Raw genomic sequence first — 17,538 nt, 5'->3', positions numbered from 1 at the left:
CCCTGGGCCGCCGCCCTCGTACGCGGTCTGCAGAACCGGGGCGTGAGCGCGTGCCTGAAGCACTTCGTCGCCAACGACTCCGAGACCGACCGCACCCGCTACCGCTCCCGGCTGGACGAGCGCACCCTGCGCGAGGTCTACCTGGCGCCGTTCGAGCAGGTCATCGCCGAGGCCGAGCCCTGGAGCGTGATGGCCGCCTACTCGGGTGTCGACGACGGCATCGAGTCGGCGCCGATGACCGAGAACGCCCGGCTGTTGAGCGGGAGGTCGCGGCCCGGGGGATGGTGCTGCTGCGCAACCAGGGCGAGCTGCTGCCGTTGGCACTGGGCGGCAGCCGCGAGCAGGCGGACCTGCCGCCGACGCCGGAGGGCAGCTGTGACGAGGCAGACCTGCCGCCGACGCCGTCGCCGGAAGGCATCCGCAGCGTCGCACTGATCGGCCCCAACGCCATGGCGCAAGAACGCTCAACTGCCCGACGGCACCCAACTGTCGGTGGCTTACAAGTCCGGCAGCGGCACGGCCACGTTCGACGTCCCCTGGGGCGATACGACGTACAGCTACCGACTGCCCGCAGGCGCCGCCGCGAGCTTCACCACGGCGGCCCTCCTGAAGCACGACCAGAACGCCTTCCCCAGCCGCGGGCCCCGCACGGTGAGGCAAGCCGTGTGGGGCCATCCCGCCGCACGAATCGACGGACGAGCCCCGCCGCGCAACCTTCGGGGGCGGAGCCTCTGCGCGCTGGTAGGGGAATCCGCTGCGGGCGGGTTCGAGACGCCTTCCCGAACTGGTGAGATCGCCGCGAAAGAGGGCGCCAAGACCTGCGGCTTTCCATTCATAAGCGGTGTGACCGTTTCGGTGTTGCTCGCGAATCATGTGAGATGTATTGACGCCGCTCACAGCTTCTCTATGATCCAGGTTGCTCGACACTTCGACCCTCGTTCGATATTGCGAACACGCCAGGGCCGCTCCTGGTTTTGCTTTCTTCAACCACGCCGCCCAGGCGCTCGGTGGCTCGGTCCGCGTCACGCGGTTCGAGCTGTCCGCGCCCTGAACCGAGACGATCCCGGCCACCGCCCCCGGCCGGACCCGACCGTACGAGGAGAGGCATGAACGCTCAAACGCTTCGGCCGTCGCCGAGTCTCGGTCCTGGGCTTGCCGGCTGCGACCGTCCTGATGACGCCGGGACCGTGACGGGCTCACCCGACGCCGTCCAAGCCTCCACTGCGGGCGCCCAAGCGGCCCAGGCAGGGCGGCGAACACGACTGGTGCCTTTATAACAAAGCCGTGTGACAGCTCCATTCGTCCTCCTGGCTCGGTGACGCTCGATGCCCACTTCGGGTGGGGCACGGTATGCCGTTGAGCCGAAAGAGGTCAGCCCGGCGCCCACGCACCGCCACGAACCGCACCACATTGCCGTCCGGACAGCCTCTGACGGGGCCCGGAACCGCTTACTCAAGGACGACGAGGTCCCCATGCGCAGATCACGTTTCACCCGCAGACATCTGTCTGCGGTGTTCGCCGCCGCGGTCGCGGCCCTGGTCACGTTGGCGGCGCTGCTCGTCGCCGGCCCGGCTCAGGCGGCCACCACCAGCGACGTGCGCGGTGTTGATTCCGGCAAGTGTCTCGATGTGTCGGGCTTCAGCCAGACCGACGGCGCGAACGTGCAGATCTGGGACTGCCACGGTGGTATCAACCAGCAGTGGACGTTGACGGACAGCAACCAGCTGACCGTGTACGGCAACAAGTGCCTGGATGTCCGGGGCGGCGCCACCACGTCCGGGACCCCGGTGCAGATCTGGACGTGCAACGGCAGTGACAACCAGCAGTGGCGGGTGAACTCCGACGGCACGATCGTCGGCGTGCGGTCCGGGCTGTGCCTGGAGGTCTCGGGCTGGGGCAAGGCCAACGGCACGCCGGTGCAGATCTGGTCCTGCCACGGCGGCACCAACCAGAAGTGGACCGGCCTGTCCGGGGCGAGCAACACGTGTGCTCTTCCGTCGACCTACCGGTGGACCTCGACCGGTCCGCTGGCGCAGCCCGCGAACGGGCAGGTCGCGCTGAAGGACTTCACCACCGTGAAGTACAACGGCAAGAACCTGGTCTACGCGACCACCTCCGACGGACAGAATTGGGGCTCGACGATGTTCAGTCCCTTCACGAACTGGTCGGACATGGGGGCGGCCACTCAGACCCCGATGAACGAGTCCGCGGTGGCGCCCGAACTGTTCTACTTCGCGCCCAAGAACATCTGGGTGATCGTGTCCCAGTGGAGCCAGTGGCCGCTCTACTACCGCACGTCCAGCGACCCCACCAACCCCAACGGCTGGTCCGCCAAGCAGCCGCTGTTCACCGGCACCCTCCCCCAGAACCCCGATCCGAACCGGAAGGATGCCCCGATCGACCCGACCATGATCGCCGACGACCAGAACATGTACCTGTTCTTCGCCGCTGACAACGGCAGCATCTACCGGGCGAGCATGCCGATCGGGAACTTCCCCAGCAGCTTCGGCTCCTCGTTCACGACGGTTATGAGCGACACGGAGAAGAACCTGTTCGAGGCGCCGGAGGTCTACAAGGTCAAGGGCCAGAACCAGTACCTCATGCTCGTCGAGGCTCGGGGTGTGAACGAGCAGCGTTTCTTCCGCTCGTTCACGGCCTCCAGCCTGAACGGTTCGTGGACCCCGCAGGCCGCCACCGAAAGCAACCCCTTCGCCGGCAAGGCCAACAGCAATGCCACCTGGACCAACGACATCAGCCACGGTGACCTGGTCCGCGACAACCCCGACCAGACCATGACGGTCGACCCCTGCAACCTGCAGCTTCTCTACCAGGGCAGGAACCCCTCCTCGGACGGCGCCGGGTACCTGACGCTGCCGTACCGGCCGGGCCTGCTCACCCTGCAGCGCTGACCCGCCTGATCCACGGTGATCGCGATGTGGTGCCGTCCGCCGACGCGTAGACGAGCGGTTCACGGCGTGGGCGACCCCACCTGCTGACCGATACTCACCGCCTCGAGGAACCCCAGCCGTACGTCGGCTGGGGTTCCTTTCTTCTGCGGACGCGCATCCCAGCCGAGGTGCGAGGAGCTTCAGCGATGTCGGTGCCGTCGACCATTGATCACCGGGCCACCGGCTACAGACGGGCTCACGCCTACTGGCCGGCCAAAGCATCCGACCTCGCCCAAAGGGCGAAGCCACCATCGAGGACAGGTGCGCGCCTGGGGCTTCGACCAGGTGCGGCACCACCAGACCCTGTTCAGCCCGCCCGTCCCCGAGCATGGAAGATATTTGTTCGACTCGTCGGACGCTGTTCGAAAACTATTGACGTTGGTTCGTGCTCCACTTCACACTCACGCAGCGCGATGTCATACGAGCGGAACACCAGCACCTCCGCCGAGACCTCGCGCTTCCTCCTCGTGCATGTCTTCTTCAGGGGATGTGAACCCATGCGCAGCGTGAGACCTCGGGGCCGCCGAAGAGTCCGGCCGGGCGCTCTGGCCGCCACGGCCGTCGCCTCGCTCCTGGTGGGCGTCGTCGGCCCGTCGACCTCCGCCCAGGCGGCGGCGACAACCGACGGCCTGGCTCTCTGGTACAAACTGGACGCCACCTCGGGCACCGTGGCGGTGGACGCCTCGGGGCATGGCCGGAACGGAACCGTCAACGGCACCGCCGGCTGGTCCGGCTCCGGGGAAGGGCTCACGTTCAACGGCTCCGACACCTACATCAAGGTGCCGGACAACATCATGAGCGGCATGAACTCGATCACCGTCTCGATGGACGTGCAGATCGACGCCGCCCAGGCCACGCCGTACTTCCTCTACGGCTTCGGCAACACCAGCAACGGCGCCGGCAACGGGTACCTGTTCACCACCGGCAACTCGCTGCGGACCGCCATCGCCTCCGGGAGCTTCTCCACCGAGCAGAACACCAAGACGTCCGCCGCGCTGCCGCGCTCGGTCTGGAAGCACGTCACCTACACCCAGACCGGCACCACGGGCGTCCTCTACCAGGACGGTGTGGAGGTGGCCCGCAACACGTCGGTCACCACCACCCCCGCCTCCATCGGATCCGGCACCACCACGGCCAACTACATCGGCAAGTCGCTCTACAGCAGTGACAAGCTCTTCAAGGGCAAGATGCGCGACTTCCGGGTCTACAACCGCGCGCTGACGCCCGGCGAGGTCCTCGAAGTCAGCGGGAACACCACGGGCATTGCCAAGGTGACCCACCCGGACCTGAAGATCGACGCCATCGTCGACGACGCCAACAGCAAGATCACCCTGCCGATGAAGGAGGGAACGGACCTCACCGCGCTCGCCCCGCAGTTCACCCTCGCCCAGGGCGCGTCCATCAGCCCGGCCTCCGGCACCCCGCGCGACTTCAGCAATCCGGTGACGTACGAGGTGACCGGCTCCGACGGCGCCAAGCGCACCTGGACGGTCTCGGCTCAGATCATGAGGAGCCCGGTCCTTCCGGGGCTCACCGCCGACCCGAACATCGTCCGCTTCGGCGACACCTACTACATCTACCCGACCACCGACGGCTTCGCGGGCTGGAGCGGTACGCAGTTCAAGGCGTACTCGTCCAAGGACCTGGTCCACTGGACGGACCACGGCGTCATCCTGGACCTCGGCCCCGGCATCTCCTGGGCGGACAACCGGGCGTGGGCCCCGACGATGACCGCGAAGAACGGGAAGTACTACTTCTACTACTCCGCCGACACGAACATCGGAGTCGCGGTCTCCGACTCACCCACCGGCCCGTTCACGGACCCCCTGGGCAAGCCGCTGATTGCCCGCGGCGCCTACGCCGGCCAGATGATCGACCCGGACGTCTTCACCGACGACGACGGCCAGTCGTACCTCTACTGGGGCAACGGCCACGCCTACGTGGTCCCGCTGAACGACGACATGGTCTCCTTCGACCCCGCGAAGGTCACCGAGATCACTCCCAGCGGCTACAACGAGGGTTCCTTCGTCATCAAGCGCCAGGGCACCTACTACCTCATGTGGTCGGAGAACGACACCCGGGACGAGAACTACCGCGTCGACTACGCCACCGCCCCCTCGCCCACCGGTCCCTGGACCAAGCGCAGCGTGATCCTGGAAAAGGACCTCTCGCTGGGCATCAAGGGCCCCGGCCACCACTCGGTGGTGCAGGTGCCGAACACCGACGACTGGTACATCGCCTACCACCGCTTCGCCATCCCCGGCGGCGACGGCACCCACCGCGAAACCACCATCGACAAGATGGAGTTCGACGCAGGCGGCCTGATCAAGAAGGTCGCACCCACCCTGAGCAGCATCGACCCGGTCTCCGCCGGCACCGCCCTGCCGACGAACACCACCCGCTCGCTCCAGTCGGTCAACTTCCCCGACCGCTACGCCGTCGTACGCTCCGACAGCCTCGGCTACCTCGACCCGGTGACGTCGGCCGGCACCACGGCGGTCAAGCAGAGCGCCACCTTCACCGTCGTCCCCGGCCTGGCGGACGGCAGCTGCTACTCGTTCCGTGACTCCTCCGGTCGCTACCTGCGTCACAAGGACTACCGGATCCGCTTCGACGCGAGCAACGGCACGACGCTCTTCAACAGCGACGCCACCTTCTGCGCCCGGCCGGGTTCGGTCGCCGGCTCGGTCGGCCTGGAGTCGTACAACTACCCCGGCCGCTACATCCGCCACTACAACTACGAGCTGCGCGTCGACCCCTACCAGGACAACGCCACCTTCCGCGCCGACAGTTCCTTCAAGGCGGTCAGCCCCTGGGCCTGACCGCGTTCCTCGCTCGCACAGGTGACCCGCATGGCCAGGCCGTGCGGTGAGCTGACCGGACCACCCGGCCGCCCCTATGACAGCCGCCGCCGATCGGCGGCGGCTGTCATAGGCACGGACCGCCTGGTCGTCAGCTCTCACAGGCGGTCACAGACAGCACCGGCCGGGTGAACGGCTCGACCGCCAAGTGGGCTTTCACGCGCCGCGCCTCGGACAGCACTTCGGCCGCCGAGACAGGCGCGACGGCCGCCTGGGTGAGGCTGAACAACACCGCCACCAACCAGACCGCGGTCAGCGTCGACGGCACAGCCATCGAGACGGTGAAGCTGCCGGAGGTGTCGACCACGGGGGAGGGAATGTCGACGACACGTCCAGGTGGGCAGGTCCCCTCCGAGCCCCTGGGCGACATCGGCGGACATGCACAGCGGGGCGTGTATCGGAAGTGGATCAAGGCGTGGTAGCGAGTTCGACGAGGTGCCTGGCTGTGCCGGCGGGATCGACGATCTGGTGGAGGTGTGCGCCGGGCAGGTGGGCCACACGCCAGCCGCGTGCGCGGGCTTCGGCGGAGAAGTCGTCATAAGGAGGGCCGAACAGCAGGTAGGAGCAGGGATGGTCATCCCAGCCGTCGGGGACCGGGATGTGCTGCTCGTAGTAGGACAGCGGCAGAGTGGGCTGCTCTTCGATGACTGTCTGCCGCATCATCGGGTCGGAGAACATGGGGGCGACGTCTGTCTCGTCCCACCAGTCGGTCCAGCGCGGCAGCCTGCCGTTCACCGCCAACGGGCTGAGGAACTCCAGCAGTTCGGATGAGGCGACAGGGGTCGGTCCGATCCGGGCCGGTAGCGCGGCATCGACGAAGATCGAGCTGATCACCGGATGGTCGAGGCCCGAGCGGATCGCCGGGAGAAACAAGCCCACGTTGCTGTGTGCCACCAAGGTGACGGGGCTGCCGGCCGCGACCTGCCGGAGGTCGTCGCGGACGGCTTCTGCGATGCGGGGCCAGAAGGGCGGGGCACCGGTGCCTATGTGCAGCAGGGACGGCACCCGTACCTGGTATCCCGCCGCCGTCAGGTGTTCGGCCACAGGGCGCCAGGTCGAGGGACCTACGGACGGGCTGTGCACGAGAACGAAGATCGGCTGCATGGGACGATCCTGCCGCCCACGCCATCGGAGGCGCGACAGTCTTGGCCGACAGCAGAACGCTTCGCTTCGAAGCCCGAACGAGGGGCCTCGGGCGAGCCAGAGCAGCAAGGGCAAGGCCCGGTCGGATGGTCCGCGTTCGTCGGCATGCTGGAGTACAAGGGGGTCAAGCACGGCCGCACCTTCGCCAAGGTGGACCGGGCCTTCCCGTCCGACGACTCAGGCCGGAATCCCTGGACTTGGGCCAGGGAGCATGTCAATCGGACTCTTCCCGCGGAAGAGCACGGCTGTTGATCGCGTCGGCGATGGCGTAGGCGGTGCGGACGAAGGACTCTGCCTGCTGCGCCGACAGGTTCAGCGCGGAGGTCTCCTCCAGGGCCCGCCACATGGCTGCCAGGGGCTCGCGCATGGCACGGCCCTTGTCGGTGAGGTGGACGACCATGACGCGCCGGTCGTGTTCGGCCGGCTCGCGGACGAGGAGGCCGGCTTCCTGCATGCGGCGTAGGGACTTGGAGACGGTGGAGTGGTCCAGGCCGACGCTTTCGAGCAGCTCGGACTGGGTCTGGCCGTCCCGGTCGAGGAGTTGCATCAGCAGCAGTTCCTGTCCGGGATGCAGGTCCATCTCGCGGAGCATGGCGGCGGCGCGGGCGCGGTGAGCGCGGGCGAGCTGGAAGATCGCGTAGCTCATCGGCCCCTCGGCGGCCGTCGTGGGGATGCGGGGTGTGGGGGCGGGCATGGTTCGGTTCCTCAGACGGTGTGGGTGGGGTAGTCGGTGTAGCCGGCCACTCCGCCGCCGTAGAAGGTCGCCGGGTCGGGTGTGTTCAGCGGCGCGTCAGATCGTAGCCGCTCGACCAGGTCCGGGTTGGCGAGCGCGAGGGCGCCGACGGAGACGAGGTCGGCCGTGCCGTTGTCGACGTCCTTGGCGCGGGTGGGCAGGTCGGTGCCGGCCCGGTTGAGGATCAGCGTGGTCGGCCACAGCGCGCGCAGGGTACCCAGCAACTCCTCGTCGCCCGCGTGCATCACGTGGAGGTAGGCGAGGCCGAGCGGGCTGAGGGCGCGCAGGAGCGCCGGATACAGCTCGGCGGTGTCGGACTCGGCGATGTCGTTGTAGGGGTTGCCGGGGGAGATGCGCAGGCCGGTGCGGTCGGCGCCGATCTCGTCGGCCACGGCGGCGGCGACCTCGACGGCGAAGCGGATGCGGTTGTCGAGGGAACCGCCGTAGCGGTCGGTGCGCTGGTTGGTGTTGGCGGACAGGAACTGGTGCACCAGGTAGCCGTTGGCGCCGTGGATCTCCACGCCGTCGGCGCCCGCCGCGACGGCAGCCGCTGCGGCGCGGCGGAAGTCGTCGACGGTCGCCCCGACCTCCTGCGTCGACAGAGCACGGGGCGTCGGCATCTCCTGGGGCCCGGACGCGGTGAACATCATGCCCTGCGGCCGGATCGCCGAAGGGGCGACCGGCCGGCGCCCGTGGGGGGTGTTGTCGGGGTGGGAGATGCGTCCGGTGTGCATCAGCTGGATGACGATCCGGCCGTCGGCCTCGTGCACGGCGTCGGTGACCTTGCGCCACCCGGCGATCTGCTCGTCGTTGTGGATGCCGGGGGTGAGGAGGTAGCCCTGGCCGTCGGTGGAGGGCTGGGTTCCCTCGGTGATGATGAGCGCGTGCGAGGCCCGCTGGGCGTAGTACTCGGCGTTCAGCTCGGTCGGTACGCCTTCGGGTGTGGAGCGGTCACGGGTCATGGGGGCCATGACCAGGCGGTGCGGGAGGGAGATGCCACCGACGGTTGTCGGTGTCCACAGGGCGTTCAGCATGAATGGTCCTTCGGTGCGGTGATGAACAGGTGGTGATCGCAAGAGCGGGGGCGTGGCGGAAGGAGAGGCGGGCGTGATCAGTCCAGGGTGAGGACGAGCTTGCCCCGGACATGCCCGGCGTCGCTGACCTGCTGGGCCGTGGCGGCCTGGTCGAGCGGGTAGGCGGTGACGGTGGTGACGACCTTGCCAATCTCGGCGTCCTGGGCCAGTGCGGCCAGGCGGGCGGCCGAGCGTTCCTGACCACCGCTGGCGAAGGTGATGCCGAGCTGGTGCGCGCGGAAGTCGGCGATGGTGACGATGCGCTCGGTGCCGCCCCGCAGGGTGATGGAGTCCTCAAGGGCTCCCTTCCCGGCCAGGTCGAACACCGCGTCCACGCCGTCGGGGGCGAGCGCCCGGACCCGCTCGACCAGGCCCTCGCCGTACACGGTCGCGGTGGCGCCGAGCGAGGCGAGGTATTCCTGGTTGGCGGGGCCGGCGGTGCCGATGACACGCGCTCCGCGGGCCGTGGCGAGCTGGACCGCCAGGGTGCCGACCGCTCCGGCCGCGCCGTGCATCAGCACGGTCTCCCCGGCGGCGACGCCGAGCAGGTTCAGGACCCGCTCGGCCGTCTCGCCCGCCACCGGCAGCGCGACCGCGTGCTGCCAGTCGAGGCCGGCGGGCTTGGGGGCCACGGTGGTGGCCAGCGCGTACTCGGCGTACGAGCCGGTGTCCGACCAGCCCAGCACCTCATCGCCCACCTGCACGTCCCGCACACCCTCACCCAGGGCGTCCACCACGCCGGCGAGCTCGTGACCGGGGACGGAGGGGAGCGGTGTGGGGAACACGGCCTCCAGTGCCCCGGAGCGGATCTTGCCGTCCAGCGCGTTCAGCCCGGCGGCCTTGACGCGGACGCGGATCTGCCCGGGGCCGGGCTGCGGGACCTCGATGTCCGCCTCGCGCAGCACTTCCGTGCCTCCGAAACGGTCGAACAGGATGGCCTTCATGACGACTCCTCTCGCGTCACCAGCCATTTAGGTGGCTGGACACAGAACCAACGTAACAGCAAACATGTGGCTAGCCAAGTATTTGCTGGCGCTCGTGCTGCGCAAGATCCGTCGCGGTCGCGTCGGTGTCCTCGGAACGGCGGTCGAAGCGGGAGGCGCCCGCCGGAGCGCGCCTTCCGCAGCCAGGGGCTATGTCGACCGGAAGCCGGACGACCGGGCCGGCCAGACGCTGGCGGTGCGCGGCTTCCTTCTGACCCACGTCGGAGTCCCGTCCGCGCTGTTCAGCGCCAGCAGTTCCGGCACCTGGGCGAGATCGGCGCGGTTGTAGAAGTATCCGGGCGTACCGCTGTCGAAGTCAGGCGGCGGGCAGGTGGTTGAGCTTGCGCAGTTGCTGGTCGAACATGCGAGTGGGGACGATGCGGCGCATGGTGCGCACGCGTCCTGTGATGGCGCCGGCGGTGTAGCGCAGCTTGGGCTTGGCATCGGTTGCCGCCGCGACGATCTCCTTGGCGCGACCGACGCGCCGGGCGACGTCGACTCGGCCCTGGAGGAGCTGCTCCTGGGTCCGACCGAAGCGGAGCGGAGCAAGCAGATCACCACGGATTTGCGGCCGCCCAGAGGCTTTCCGGCGCTCACCCCGGCCACCTCGACCACGGAAGGCACTGGCGCCGTGCCACAGGCGAGCCTCTGGCCCGGCGACCGCGTGACGGTGAGAGAGCGGAACGACGAAATATCCGTTCAACTCTCCTTGGGCGCAGATGAGTTGGGAACCCTCGGGGCGGCCCGGATCATCTGCACGGCTCTCGCGGCCCAGCGCGTCGCCGCCCCCACAGCCGAACCGGTGCCGGTGAGCGTCACGGCGGCGGCCGGCCGGCGCGTCGAGGGGGCCAGCGCGCAGTGCCCGGCCAACTGAGCCTCCCAGGCATGCAGGATGATGACCTGACCATCACTCATCCCGTTTCACGCGGTGGCGGGACACGGGTCCAGGACGGAGCCAGGCGGTATGACCTCTCCCCTCAGCGGCGGCGCCGGCGGCGGTGCCGCCCAGCCCTTGAAGATCGACACGAGCAGGCCCCATCCGGCCCGGATGTACGACTACTTCCTGGGCGGGAAGGACAACTACGAGGTCGACCAGGAGGCCGCCGAGAAGTTCATCAAGGCGGCCCCCGAGGTACGGGTGGCCGTCCGGGCCAACCGGCACTTCATGCACCGCGCCGTCCGGCACGTCGTCGGCGAGGGCATCCGGCAGATCATGGACATCGGCACGGGCCTGCCGACCGAGCCCAACGTGCACCAGATAGCGCGCGCCACAGCTCCCGAGACCCGCGTGGCCTACGTCGACAACGACCCGATCGTCGGCGCCCACTCGATGACCCTGCTCGACGACGACAGCAACACCTCCGTCGTCCTCGCCGACCTGCGCGATCCCCGGGCCATCCTCGACCACCCCGATGTGCGCAAGGTCATCGACTTCGACGAGCCGGTGGCGCTGCTGCTGGTCGCCATCCTCCACTTCATCACCGAGGCGGAGGACCCCGACGCCCTCGTCGCCACCCTCCGCGACGCGCTGCCCACCGGCTCCTACCTCGTCCTGTCGCACGCGACGGGCGACCTCCACGAAGACCGGCGCGAAGGCGCGGCGGCCGTCTACAACAACGCCACCGCCACCATGAACCCCCGGACCCGGTCCCGGGTCCTGAACTTCTTCGGCGACTTCACACTGATCGACCCGGGCCTGACCCTGGTCCCGGACTGGCGCCCCGAGGAGCCCCCCGCGCCCGGCACCCCGCCGATCGGCATCTACGGCGGAGTGGCCCGCAAGAACGGCTGAACCGGGTGGTGGGGGGCGGCAAACGGGAGTGCGACTGCGCAGTAGGTCGGCATCGATTCCACAGGTCAGAGGCTCCCTGATGCAGCGCGATCGGCGGTGCGTCGCTCTTCCTGTCCCGGAGAGACGATTCTCGGTCAGCGGGATATCGTTCGAGGCGGGGTCGGCGGCGAAGTGCGCGTCGTGGAGGGGGAGTTGTGTCGACACGTGGTGAGGATTCCCGGCTGGTCGCGACGGACGGCAGTCATCGGGTGACACCGGCTGAGTTGTTCTTCGACTTGGTCTTCGTTTATGCGATCACTCAGGTCACGGCGCTGATGGCGGCCGATCCGAGTGCACTGCGGCTGCTCGGTGGAATGGCTGTGCTCGCCCTGCTGTGGTGGTGCTGGTCCTGCTTCGCGTGGTTGGGCAACGTGGTGCGTGCCGACTCCGGCCCGCTGTTCGCCGTGTTGGTGTCGGTCATGGCGGTCGTCCTGGTCGTCTCCCTCGCCGTGCCCGCGGTGTACGACGATGCGCCCGGCGGGCTGCCGGCCCCGCTGGTGTTCGTCCTCGGCTACGGCGCCGTCCGTGTCCTCCACCTGGTCACCTACTGGATCTCCAGCCCCGGAGACCAGGCGCTGCGGGCGGTCCTGCGCCGTACGGCGCTGCTTTCGGTGGCTCCGCCGTTCACCCTTCTGCTGCTGGGCACGGCCTTCACCGGTATGGCGCAGATCCTGGTCTGGCTCGCCGCGGTGGCCTTCGACTACTTGGCCATTTACGTCACCGGAGGGAAGGGCTGGCGGATCTCCTCCTCGGGCCACTTCGCTGAACGCTACGGTCTGATCGTCATCATCGCGCTGGGCGAGTCGATCGTGGCCATGGGCGTCGGCGTGACCGGCTTGCCGCTGACCTCCGCCGTGGTGGCCGCCGCAGTCGCAGGTCTGCTGGTTTCGGCTGGTCTGTACCGTCTGTACTTCCGCCTGGTGAGCGAGGCCGCCGAGCATCGCCTCCATACCCTCACCGCCGACGAACGGACCCGCCTGGCCCGCGACGCCTATACGTTCCTCCACCTCCCTCTGGTGGCCGGAGTCGTCATCACGGCCCTGGGGATGAAGAAGGCTCTCCGCCAGATCGCCGACACCCGCCACTACGATCTGACCGAGCCGCTGCACGGCGTGGTCGCCTGGGCTCTGCCCGGAGGTGTCGGCCTCTTCCTCCTCGCGTCGGCGGCCATCTTGCTCCGCGTCACGAACCACCGCTCCCCAGCCCTCTTCACCGGCGCCGCTCTCTGCCTCGTGGCCGGCCCCGCCCTCGCCCTCATCCCCTCCTTGCTGTCACTAGCCCTCCTGGCCACCGCGGTGACGACCCTGCTGTTCGCCCACGACCGCACGGCCCGATCCGGCTCGGGGTCGCCGGAACAGAGCGCCGATGACACGGGTGTGCCGTCAGTCGACTGATCTAGTCGACCTCTTCGCGATCCGGACCCGGCTCGGCGGTGTTGTCCGAGGTCGTTGCGGGTTTGGTGTGGAGGATCTCGCGGGCCTGCTCCGCAGCGCGGGCGAGGCTCTCGGAGACGAAGTCGAGGAAGCGGGCGGTGTTCTCGAGGCGGGCACCGGCCGGAGTGCCGGGGCCCAGGATGCCGACGCCCTGCCGTGTGGTCTCGGCGACCTGGGCGGTGGACCGGGCGCTGGACATCATGGCCTGGTACATGACCTCGTCGTCGACGACATAGTGCTCACGGCGGCGTTCGTCGCGTTCCCGGCGGACCAGGTCCTGGCTCTCGAGGAACGCGATGGCCTTGGAGACGGACGCCGGGCTGACCTGGAGGCGCTGGACCAGTTCGGACGCGGTGAGGCTGCCCGTGTCGCTGATGGTGAGGCAGGCCATCACCCGCGCCATCATCTGGGGCGTGCCGGACTGCATGAAAACGGTGGTGAGCGTCTCCTCGTACGCGCGCACGGCCTCGGGATCGCGTCCGTAAGCCTGCGGGAGCGCCTCGGCACCGCGGGGCGCGGCCTGCCTGCGGCGGTGGGCTCGGCGTTCGCTGGCGCGATGGGCGAGGTCGGCGCGGTAGGCGGTGGGGCCGCCGTTGCGCATCACCTCGCGGGTGATGGTGGACGTCGGACGGTCGAGACGTCTGGCGATCTCCGCGTAGGCCAGCCCGTCGGCCAGCCCCTGCGCGATCTGCTGGCGTTCCTGCTGAGTGAGCCTGCCGCCCGGCATGCGCGGCCTCCTTCGTGGTGCGTGGTGGGCCCACCATAGCGTTCACCGGCAATTCATTGCAACGAAGCCGGTGGGGTTGTTGCATTACTCTGCATGACCATTGCAACAATATATCGCCACTGAGCTGCGGTGATGATGTCTCTATGCAACGAGCTTGTTGCCTGAATCTCGAACGCAACGTAGCTTTTCCAACGTCAGAAACAGCGACGAGCGCAGGAGAACACCATGCAGAAGTTCGAGACCACCGCCCCCGTCTCCGCCGTCCTCGCCCTCCCCGCGGGACGCATCCAGTTCATCGCCGCCGACCGCGCCGACACCACCGTCGACGTCCGGCCGGCGGACGCCTCCAAGAGCCGCGACGTGAAGGCCGCGGAGCAGATCGAGGTCGCGTACGGCGACGGCCTCCTGCGGATCACCGCCGCGGAGGCGAAGAACCAGCTCTTCGGCCCCTCCGGAGCCGTCGAGGTGACCGTCCAGCTGCCGGCCGGCTCCCGGGTCGAGGCGAGGACGGGCAGCGCCGAACTCCGGGTCGTCGGACGCCTCGGCGACCTCGACTTCGAGGGCGCGTACCGCCAGATCAAGATCGACGAGGCCGCGAACGTCCGCCTCACCGCCGTCGATGGCGACGTCGAGGTCGGCCGGCTGGGCGGCTCCGCGGAGATCAGTACCGCACGGGGCGACATCCGCATCGGCGAGGCCGCGCGCGGCACGGTCGTACTGCGCACCGAGTCCGGCGACATCTCGGTTGTCGCCGCCGCCGGCGTCTCGGCCGCCCTGGACGCCGGAACCTCCTACGGCCGCATCAACAACGCCCTCAAGAACGACGGCGCCGCCGAACTCGACATCCGCGCCACCACCTCCAACGGCGACATCACCGCCCGCAGCCTGTAGATCCGCATCTCGTACTAGGGGGACCTCTCATGACCGACCTGGCCATCGCGGCGAACGGACTGCGCAAGTCCTACGGCGACAAGACCGTCCTCGACGGCGTCGACCTCGCCGTCCCGGAAGGAACGATCTTCTCCCTGCTCGGCCCGAACGGCGCCGGCAAGACCACCGCCGTCAAGATCCTCTCCACCCTGATCGGCGCCGATGACGGCGTGATCCACGTCGGCGGCCACGACCTGGCCACCGACCCTCAGGCGGTGCGGGCCGCGATCGGTGTCACCGGGCAGTTCTCCGCCGTGGACGGTCTGATCACCGGCGAGGAGAACATGCTCCTGATGGCGGACCTGCACCACCTCTCCAAGCGGGAGGGACGGCAGGTCACCGCCGAACTTCTGGAGCGCTTCGACCTCACCGAGGCCGCGAAGAAGCCCGCCTCCACCTACTCCGGCGGCATGAAGCGCCGCCTCGACATCGCCATGACCCTGGTGGGCACCCCGCGGATCATCTTCCTCGACGAGCCCACCACCGGCCTCGACCCGCGCTCCCGCCACGACGTGTGGCAGATCATCCGCGAACTGGTCTCCGGCGGCGTCACCGTCTTCCTCACCACCCAGTACCTGGACGAGGCCGACGAACTCGCCGACCGCATCGCCGTGCTCAACGGCGGCAAACTCGTCGCCCATGGCACTGCCGAGGAGCTGAAGCGGCTCATCCCCGGCGGACACGTACGGCTGCGCTTCACCGACCCGGCCGTGTACCGGAACGCCGCCTCGGCCCTGCGCGAGGCCACCCGGGACGACGAGGCACTGGCCCTGCAGATCCCCAGCGACGGCAGTCAGCGCGAGCTGCGCGCCGTCCTCGACTGGCTGGACTCGGCCGGCGTCGAGGCGGACGAGCTGACCGTGCACACCCCCGACCTCGACGACGTGTTCTTCGCCCTGACCGGCAGCACCGACGTCCCCAACCAGCCCAACCAGCCCAACCAGCCGAACCAGCCCAACCAGCCCAACCAGTCCAAGGAGGCCGTCCGATGAGCGCTCCCCTGGCTCCCGCCCGCCCGACCCGGATCTCCCTCGCCGTGCGCGACTCGTCCACGATGCTGCGCCGCAACCTCCTGCACGCCCGGCGCTATCCGTCGCTCACCCTGAACCTGCTGCTCACCCCGATCATGCTGCTGTTGCTCTTCGTCTACATCTTCGGTGACACGATGAGCGCGGGCATCAGCGGCGGCGCTCCGGACCGCTCCGCGTACATCGCCTATCTCGTCCCGGGCCTGCTGCTGATGACCATCGGCAGCACCGTGATCGGCACCGCGGTCTCCGTCTCCACCGACATGAACGAGGGCATCATCGCCCGCTTCCGCACGATGGCGATCCACCGCCCCTCGGTGCTCGTCGGGCACGTCGTCGGGAGCGTGCTGCAGTCGATCATGAGCGTGGTCCTCGTGGGCGCCGTCGCCGTCGCCATCGGCTTCCGGTCCACGGACGCGACCGCCCTGGAGTGGCTGGCGGCGTTCGGGCTGCTCGTGCTCTTCACCCTCGCGCTCACCTGGATCGCGGTCGGCATGGGCCTGTCCAGCCCGAACGCCGAGGCCGCCAGCAACAACGCGATGCCGCTGATCCTGCTGCCGCTCCTGTCCAGCGCCTTCACCCCGGTCGACTCCATGCCGGGCTGGTTCCAGCCGATCGCCGAGTACCAGCCGTTCACGCCGGCCATCGAAACCCTGCGGGGCCTGCTGCTCGGCAGCGAGATCGGCCACAACGGGTGGCTCGCCGTCGTCTGGTGCCTGGGGCTCGCGGTGCTCGGCTACTTCTGGTCGACGTCGAAGTTCAACCGCGACCCGAAGTAATTGCCATGAGAGAGCGGGGACAGGTGAGGCCCCTGGCCGGTGGTGACGCCGACCAGGGGAGCGGACCTGCTCGCCGTCACCGCGCTCATCGAGGCCGGCAAGCTCACCCCGGTGGTCGACCGGACCTATCCACTGGCCGACACGGCCGAGGGCATACGCCATGTGGAGCGGGGGCACGCCCGCGGCAAGGCCGTGGTCACCGTGCCGTGAGCACCCGAGCCACGGCCTTGGAGAACGTGTAGTGGAAGGTCCCGTCGGCCTGTGCGGTGCGGTGGAGGTCCGTGATGCCCCGGTCCCAGTCGGCTGCGGTCATCAGTCCGGCGGCCAGCGCGTCGTCCCGGACCGATTCGACCATGGCGATGAATGTGTTGCGGGTGAAGCCGTCGACCAGTGCGGGCCGAGTCCGGTCGGCGTACACCGTGCGGGGGCGGACCACGACTTCGTCGTATCCGGCCTGAGCAAGTAGCGGTTGCAGTTGTCGGCCGATCAGTGCGTTTCCGCCGGCGGCCGACTGCAGGAGGACCTGGGCCTCGATCACTGCCTGGGCGTATGTGCTGGCGGGGTGGAAGAACGCTGATCCGTGATCCCCTTCGATCACGGTGATGGTGCCGTCGGGCCGCAGTACCCGCCGTAGTGCGGCCAGCGCCTGCCGAGGATCCGACAGATGCTCCAGGACGAAGCAGACGAAGACATGGTCGAACTCTCCGGCCGCAAAGGGGAGGTCGAACACATCCGCGTGACACCACTCCACGTCCGCCCCGGGTGCGTGCGCGGCGACACGGGCGCGGGCCTGTGCGAGGGAGTCACCTGAGTGGTCGACAGCGGTGATTCGGGCCGCCGGGCTTGCCTGGACGAGGTGGACCGTCTGGGCGCCGATGCCGCAACCCACCTCCAGCACCCGGCTGTCGGCCGGATAGGTCGTGCCTCCATGCACCAATGCCGCCAAGGTGTCCGCCTGGTCGCCGAGCCGGGCCGATTCGCGTTCGGAGTAGCCGTGCACATAGCCGGGCGTCACGCTCGCATCAGGAGATGCCGTCGCTGTATCCATGCGATCACCCTGCTGCCACTA

General features: G+C 68.8%; 18 protein-coding genes and 1 pseudogene. 11 read left to right on the top strand and 8 right to left on the bottom strand.

Features of this window, described 5'->3' with window-relative positions; genetic code table 11:
- The first annotated feature begins 42 nt into the window (after nt 1-42).
- From AC067M_RS03200 to AC067M_RS03190, 3 genes are all read left to right on the top strand, one after another.
- On the top strand, nt 43-435 hold the full coding sequence (locus AC067M_RS03200; protein ID WP_478695223.1) for a glycoside hydrolase family 3 N-terminal domain-containing protein: 393 nt from the start codon (nt 43-45) through the stop codon (nt 433-435).
- Between the two features lie 1,037 nt (nt 436-1,472).
- The gene (locus tag AC067M_RS03195) at nt 1,473-2,909 is read left to right on the top strand and encodes a non-reducing end alpha-L-arabinofuranosidase family hydrolase (RefSeq protein ID WP_478695222.1); all 1,437 of its coding nucleotides are present in this window, start codon (nt 1,473-1,475) and stop codon (nt 2,907-2,909) included.
- Nucleotides 2,910-3,454: 545 nt separating this feature from the next.
- Nucleotides 3,455-5,770, top strand: coding sequence for a family 43 glycosylhydrolase (locus tag AC067M_RS03190; protein WP_478695360.1), 2,316 nt, complete (start codon nt 3,455-3,457; stop codon nt 5,768-5,770).
- 130 nt (nt 5,771-5,900) lie between these two features.
- Here AC067M_RS03190 and AC067M_RS03185 read toward each other — a convergent pair whose 3' ends face one another.
- The 5 genes from AC067M_RS03185 to AC067M_RS03165 form a co-directional block, all read right to left on the bottom strand.
- Nucleotides 5,901-6,116, bottom strand: coding sequence for a hypothetical protein (locus tag AC067M_RS03185; protein ID WP_478695221.1), 216 nt, complete (start codon nt 6,114-6,116; stop codon nt 5,901-5,903).
- Between the two features lie 101 nt (nt 6,117-6,217).
- Complete coding sequence (locus tag AC067M_RS03180) at nt 6,218-6,913, bottom strand: esterase/lipase family protein (RefSeq protein ID WP_478695220.1); 696 nt, start codon at nt 6,911-6,913, stop codon at nt 6,218-6,220.
- Nucleotides 6,914-7,166: 253 nt separating this feature from the next.
- Nucleotides 7,167-7,646 carry a MarR family winged helix-turn-helix transcriptional regulator gene (locus AC067M_RS03175; protein WP_478695219.1) on the bottom strand — a complete coding sequence of 160 codons (480 nt, stop codon included), beginning with the start codon at nt 7,644-7,646 and terminating at the stop codon, nt 7,167-7,169.
- Nucleotides 7,647-7,657: 11 nt separating this feature from the next.
- Nucleotides 7,658-8,719, bottom strand: a complete 1,062-nt coding sequence (locus tag AC067M_RS03170; RefSeq protein WP_478695218.1) for an alkene reductase — start codon at nt 8,717-8,719, stop codon at nt 7,658-7,660.
- Between the two features lie 77 nt (nt 8,720-8,796).
- Nucleotides 8,797-9,702 carry an NADP-dependent oxidoreductase gene (locus tag AC067M_RS03165; protein WP_478695217.1) on the bottom strand — a complete coding sequence of 302 codons (906 nt, stop codon included), beginning with the start codon at nt 9,700-9,702 and terminating at the stop codon, nt 8,797-8,799.
- Between the two features lie 64 nt (nt 9,703-9,766).
- Here AC067M_RS03165 and AC067M_RS03160 point away from each other — a divergent pair, with 64 nt between their 5' ends.
- On the top strand, nt 9,767-10,030 hold the full coding sequence (locus AC067M_RS03160; RefSeq protein WP_478695216.1) for a hypothetical protein: 264 nt from the start codon (nt 9,767-9,769) through the stop codon (nt 10,028-10,030).
- A 27-nt stretch (nt 10,031-10,057) separates the two neighbouring features.
- Here the strand turns inward: AC067M_RS03160 and AC067M_RS03155 are convergent.
- Nucleotides 10,058-10,213, bottom strand: a pseudogene (locus tag AC067M_RS03155) (short-chain dehydrogenase/reductase); the annotation flags it as partial.
- A gap of 252 nt (nt 10,214-10,465) precedes the next feature.
- Here AC067M_RS03155 and AC067M_RS03150 point away from each other — a divergent pair.
- The 3 genes from AC067M_RS03150 (at nt 10,466) to AC067M_RS03140 (ending at nt 12,966) form a co-directional block, all read left to right on the top strand.
- Nucleotides 10,466-10,615 carry a hypothetical protein gene (locus AC067M_RS03150; RefSeq protein ID WP_478695215.1) on the top strand — a complete coding sequence of 50 codons (150 nt, stop codon included), beginning with the start codon at nt 10,466-10,468 and terminating at the stop codon, nt 10,613-10,615.
- A gap of 90 nt (nt 10,616-10,705) precedes the next feature.
- Nucleotides 10,706-11,533: an SAM-dependent methyltransferase gene (locus tag AC067M_RS03145; protein WP_478695214.1), complete on the top strand. Its 828-nt coding sequence runs from the start codon at nt 10,706-10,708 to the stop codon at nt 11,531-11,533.
- Nucleotides 11,534-11,727: 194 nt separating this feature from the next.
- A complete protein-coding gene (locus AC067M_RS03140; protein WP_478695213.1) occupies nt 11,728-12,966 on the top strand; it encodes a low temperature requirement protein A in 1,239 nt (412 codons plus the stop codon).
- 1 nt (nt 12,967) lies between these two features.
- Here AC067M_RS03140 and AC067M_RS03135 read toward each other — a convergent pair whose 3' ends face one another.
- A complete protein-coding gene (locus tag AC067M_RS03135) occupies nt 12,968-13,732 on the bottom strand; it encodes a helix-turn-helix domain-containing protein (RefSeq protein ID WP_478695212.1) in 765 nt (254 codons plus the stop codon).
- Between the two features lie 225 nt (nt 13,733-13,957).
- On the opposite strand from AC067M_RS03135, the gene AC067M_RS03130 reads away from it, so the two are divergent.
- From AC067M_RS03130 to AC067M_RS03115, 4 genes are read left to right on the top strand one after another with little or no spacing between them, the layout of a single operon-like run.
- Nucleotides 13,958-14,623 carry a DUF4097 family beta strand repeat-containing protein gene (locus AC067M_RS03130; protein ID WP_478695211.1) on the top strand — a complete coding sequence of 222 codons (666 nt, stop codon included), beginning with the start codon at nt 13,958-13,960 and terminating at the stop codon, nt 14,621-14,623.
- 29 nt (nt 14,624-14,652) lie between these two features.
- Nucleotides 14,653-15,654 (top strand): ATP-binding cassette domain-containing protein, encoded by a 1,002-nt coding sequence (locus tag AC067M_RS03125; RefSeq protein WP_478695210.1) that lies wholly within the window; start codon nt 14,653-14,655, stop codon nt 15,652-15,654.
- On the top strand, nt 15,651-16,469 hold the full coding sequence (locus tag AC067M_RS03120) for an ABC transporter permease (protein ID WP_478695209.1): 819 nt from the start codon (nt 15,651-15,653) through the stop codon (nt 16,467-16,469). Before AC067M_RS03125 ends, AC067M_RS03120 begins: the two co-directional genes overlap by 4 nt.
- Nucleotides 16,470-16,508: 39 nt before the next feature.
- Nucleotides 16,509-16,679, top strand: a complete 171-nt coding sequence (locus AC067M_RS03115) for a zinc-binding dehydrogenase (protein WP_478695208.1) — start codon at nt 16,509-16,511, stop codon at nt 16,677-16,679.
- Here the strand turns inward: AC067M_RS03115 and AC067M_RS03110 are convergent.
- The gene (locus AC067M_RS03110) at nt 16,666-17,517 is read right to left on the bottom strand and encodes a methyltransferase domain-containing protein (RefSeq protein WP_478695207.1); all 852 of its coding nucleotides are present in this window, start codon (nt 17,515-17,517) and stop codon (nt 16,666-16,668) included. The two genes, AC067M_RS03115 and AC067M_RS03110, sit on opposite strands and share 14 nt — an antisense overlap.
- Nucleotides 17,518-17,538: the final 21 nt, after the last annotated feature.

It is taken from the genome of Streptomyces sp. NPDC043427, from assembly GCF_056436655.1.
Note: the sequence above shows the minus strand (reverse complement) of the source record. Positions and strands in the feature narration are given on the sequence as shown.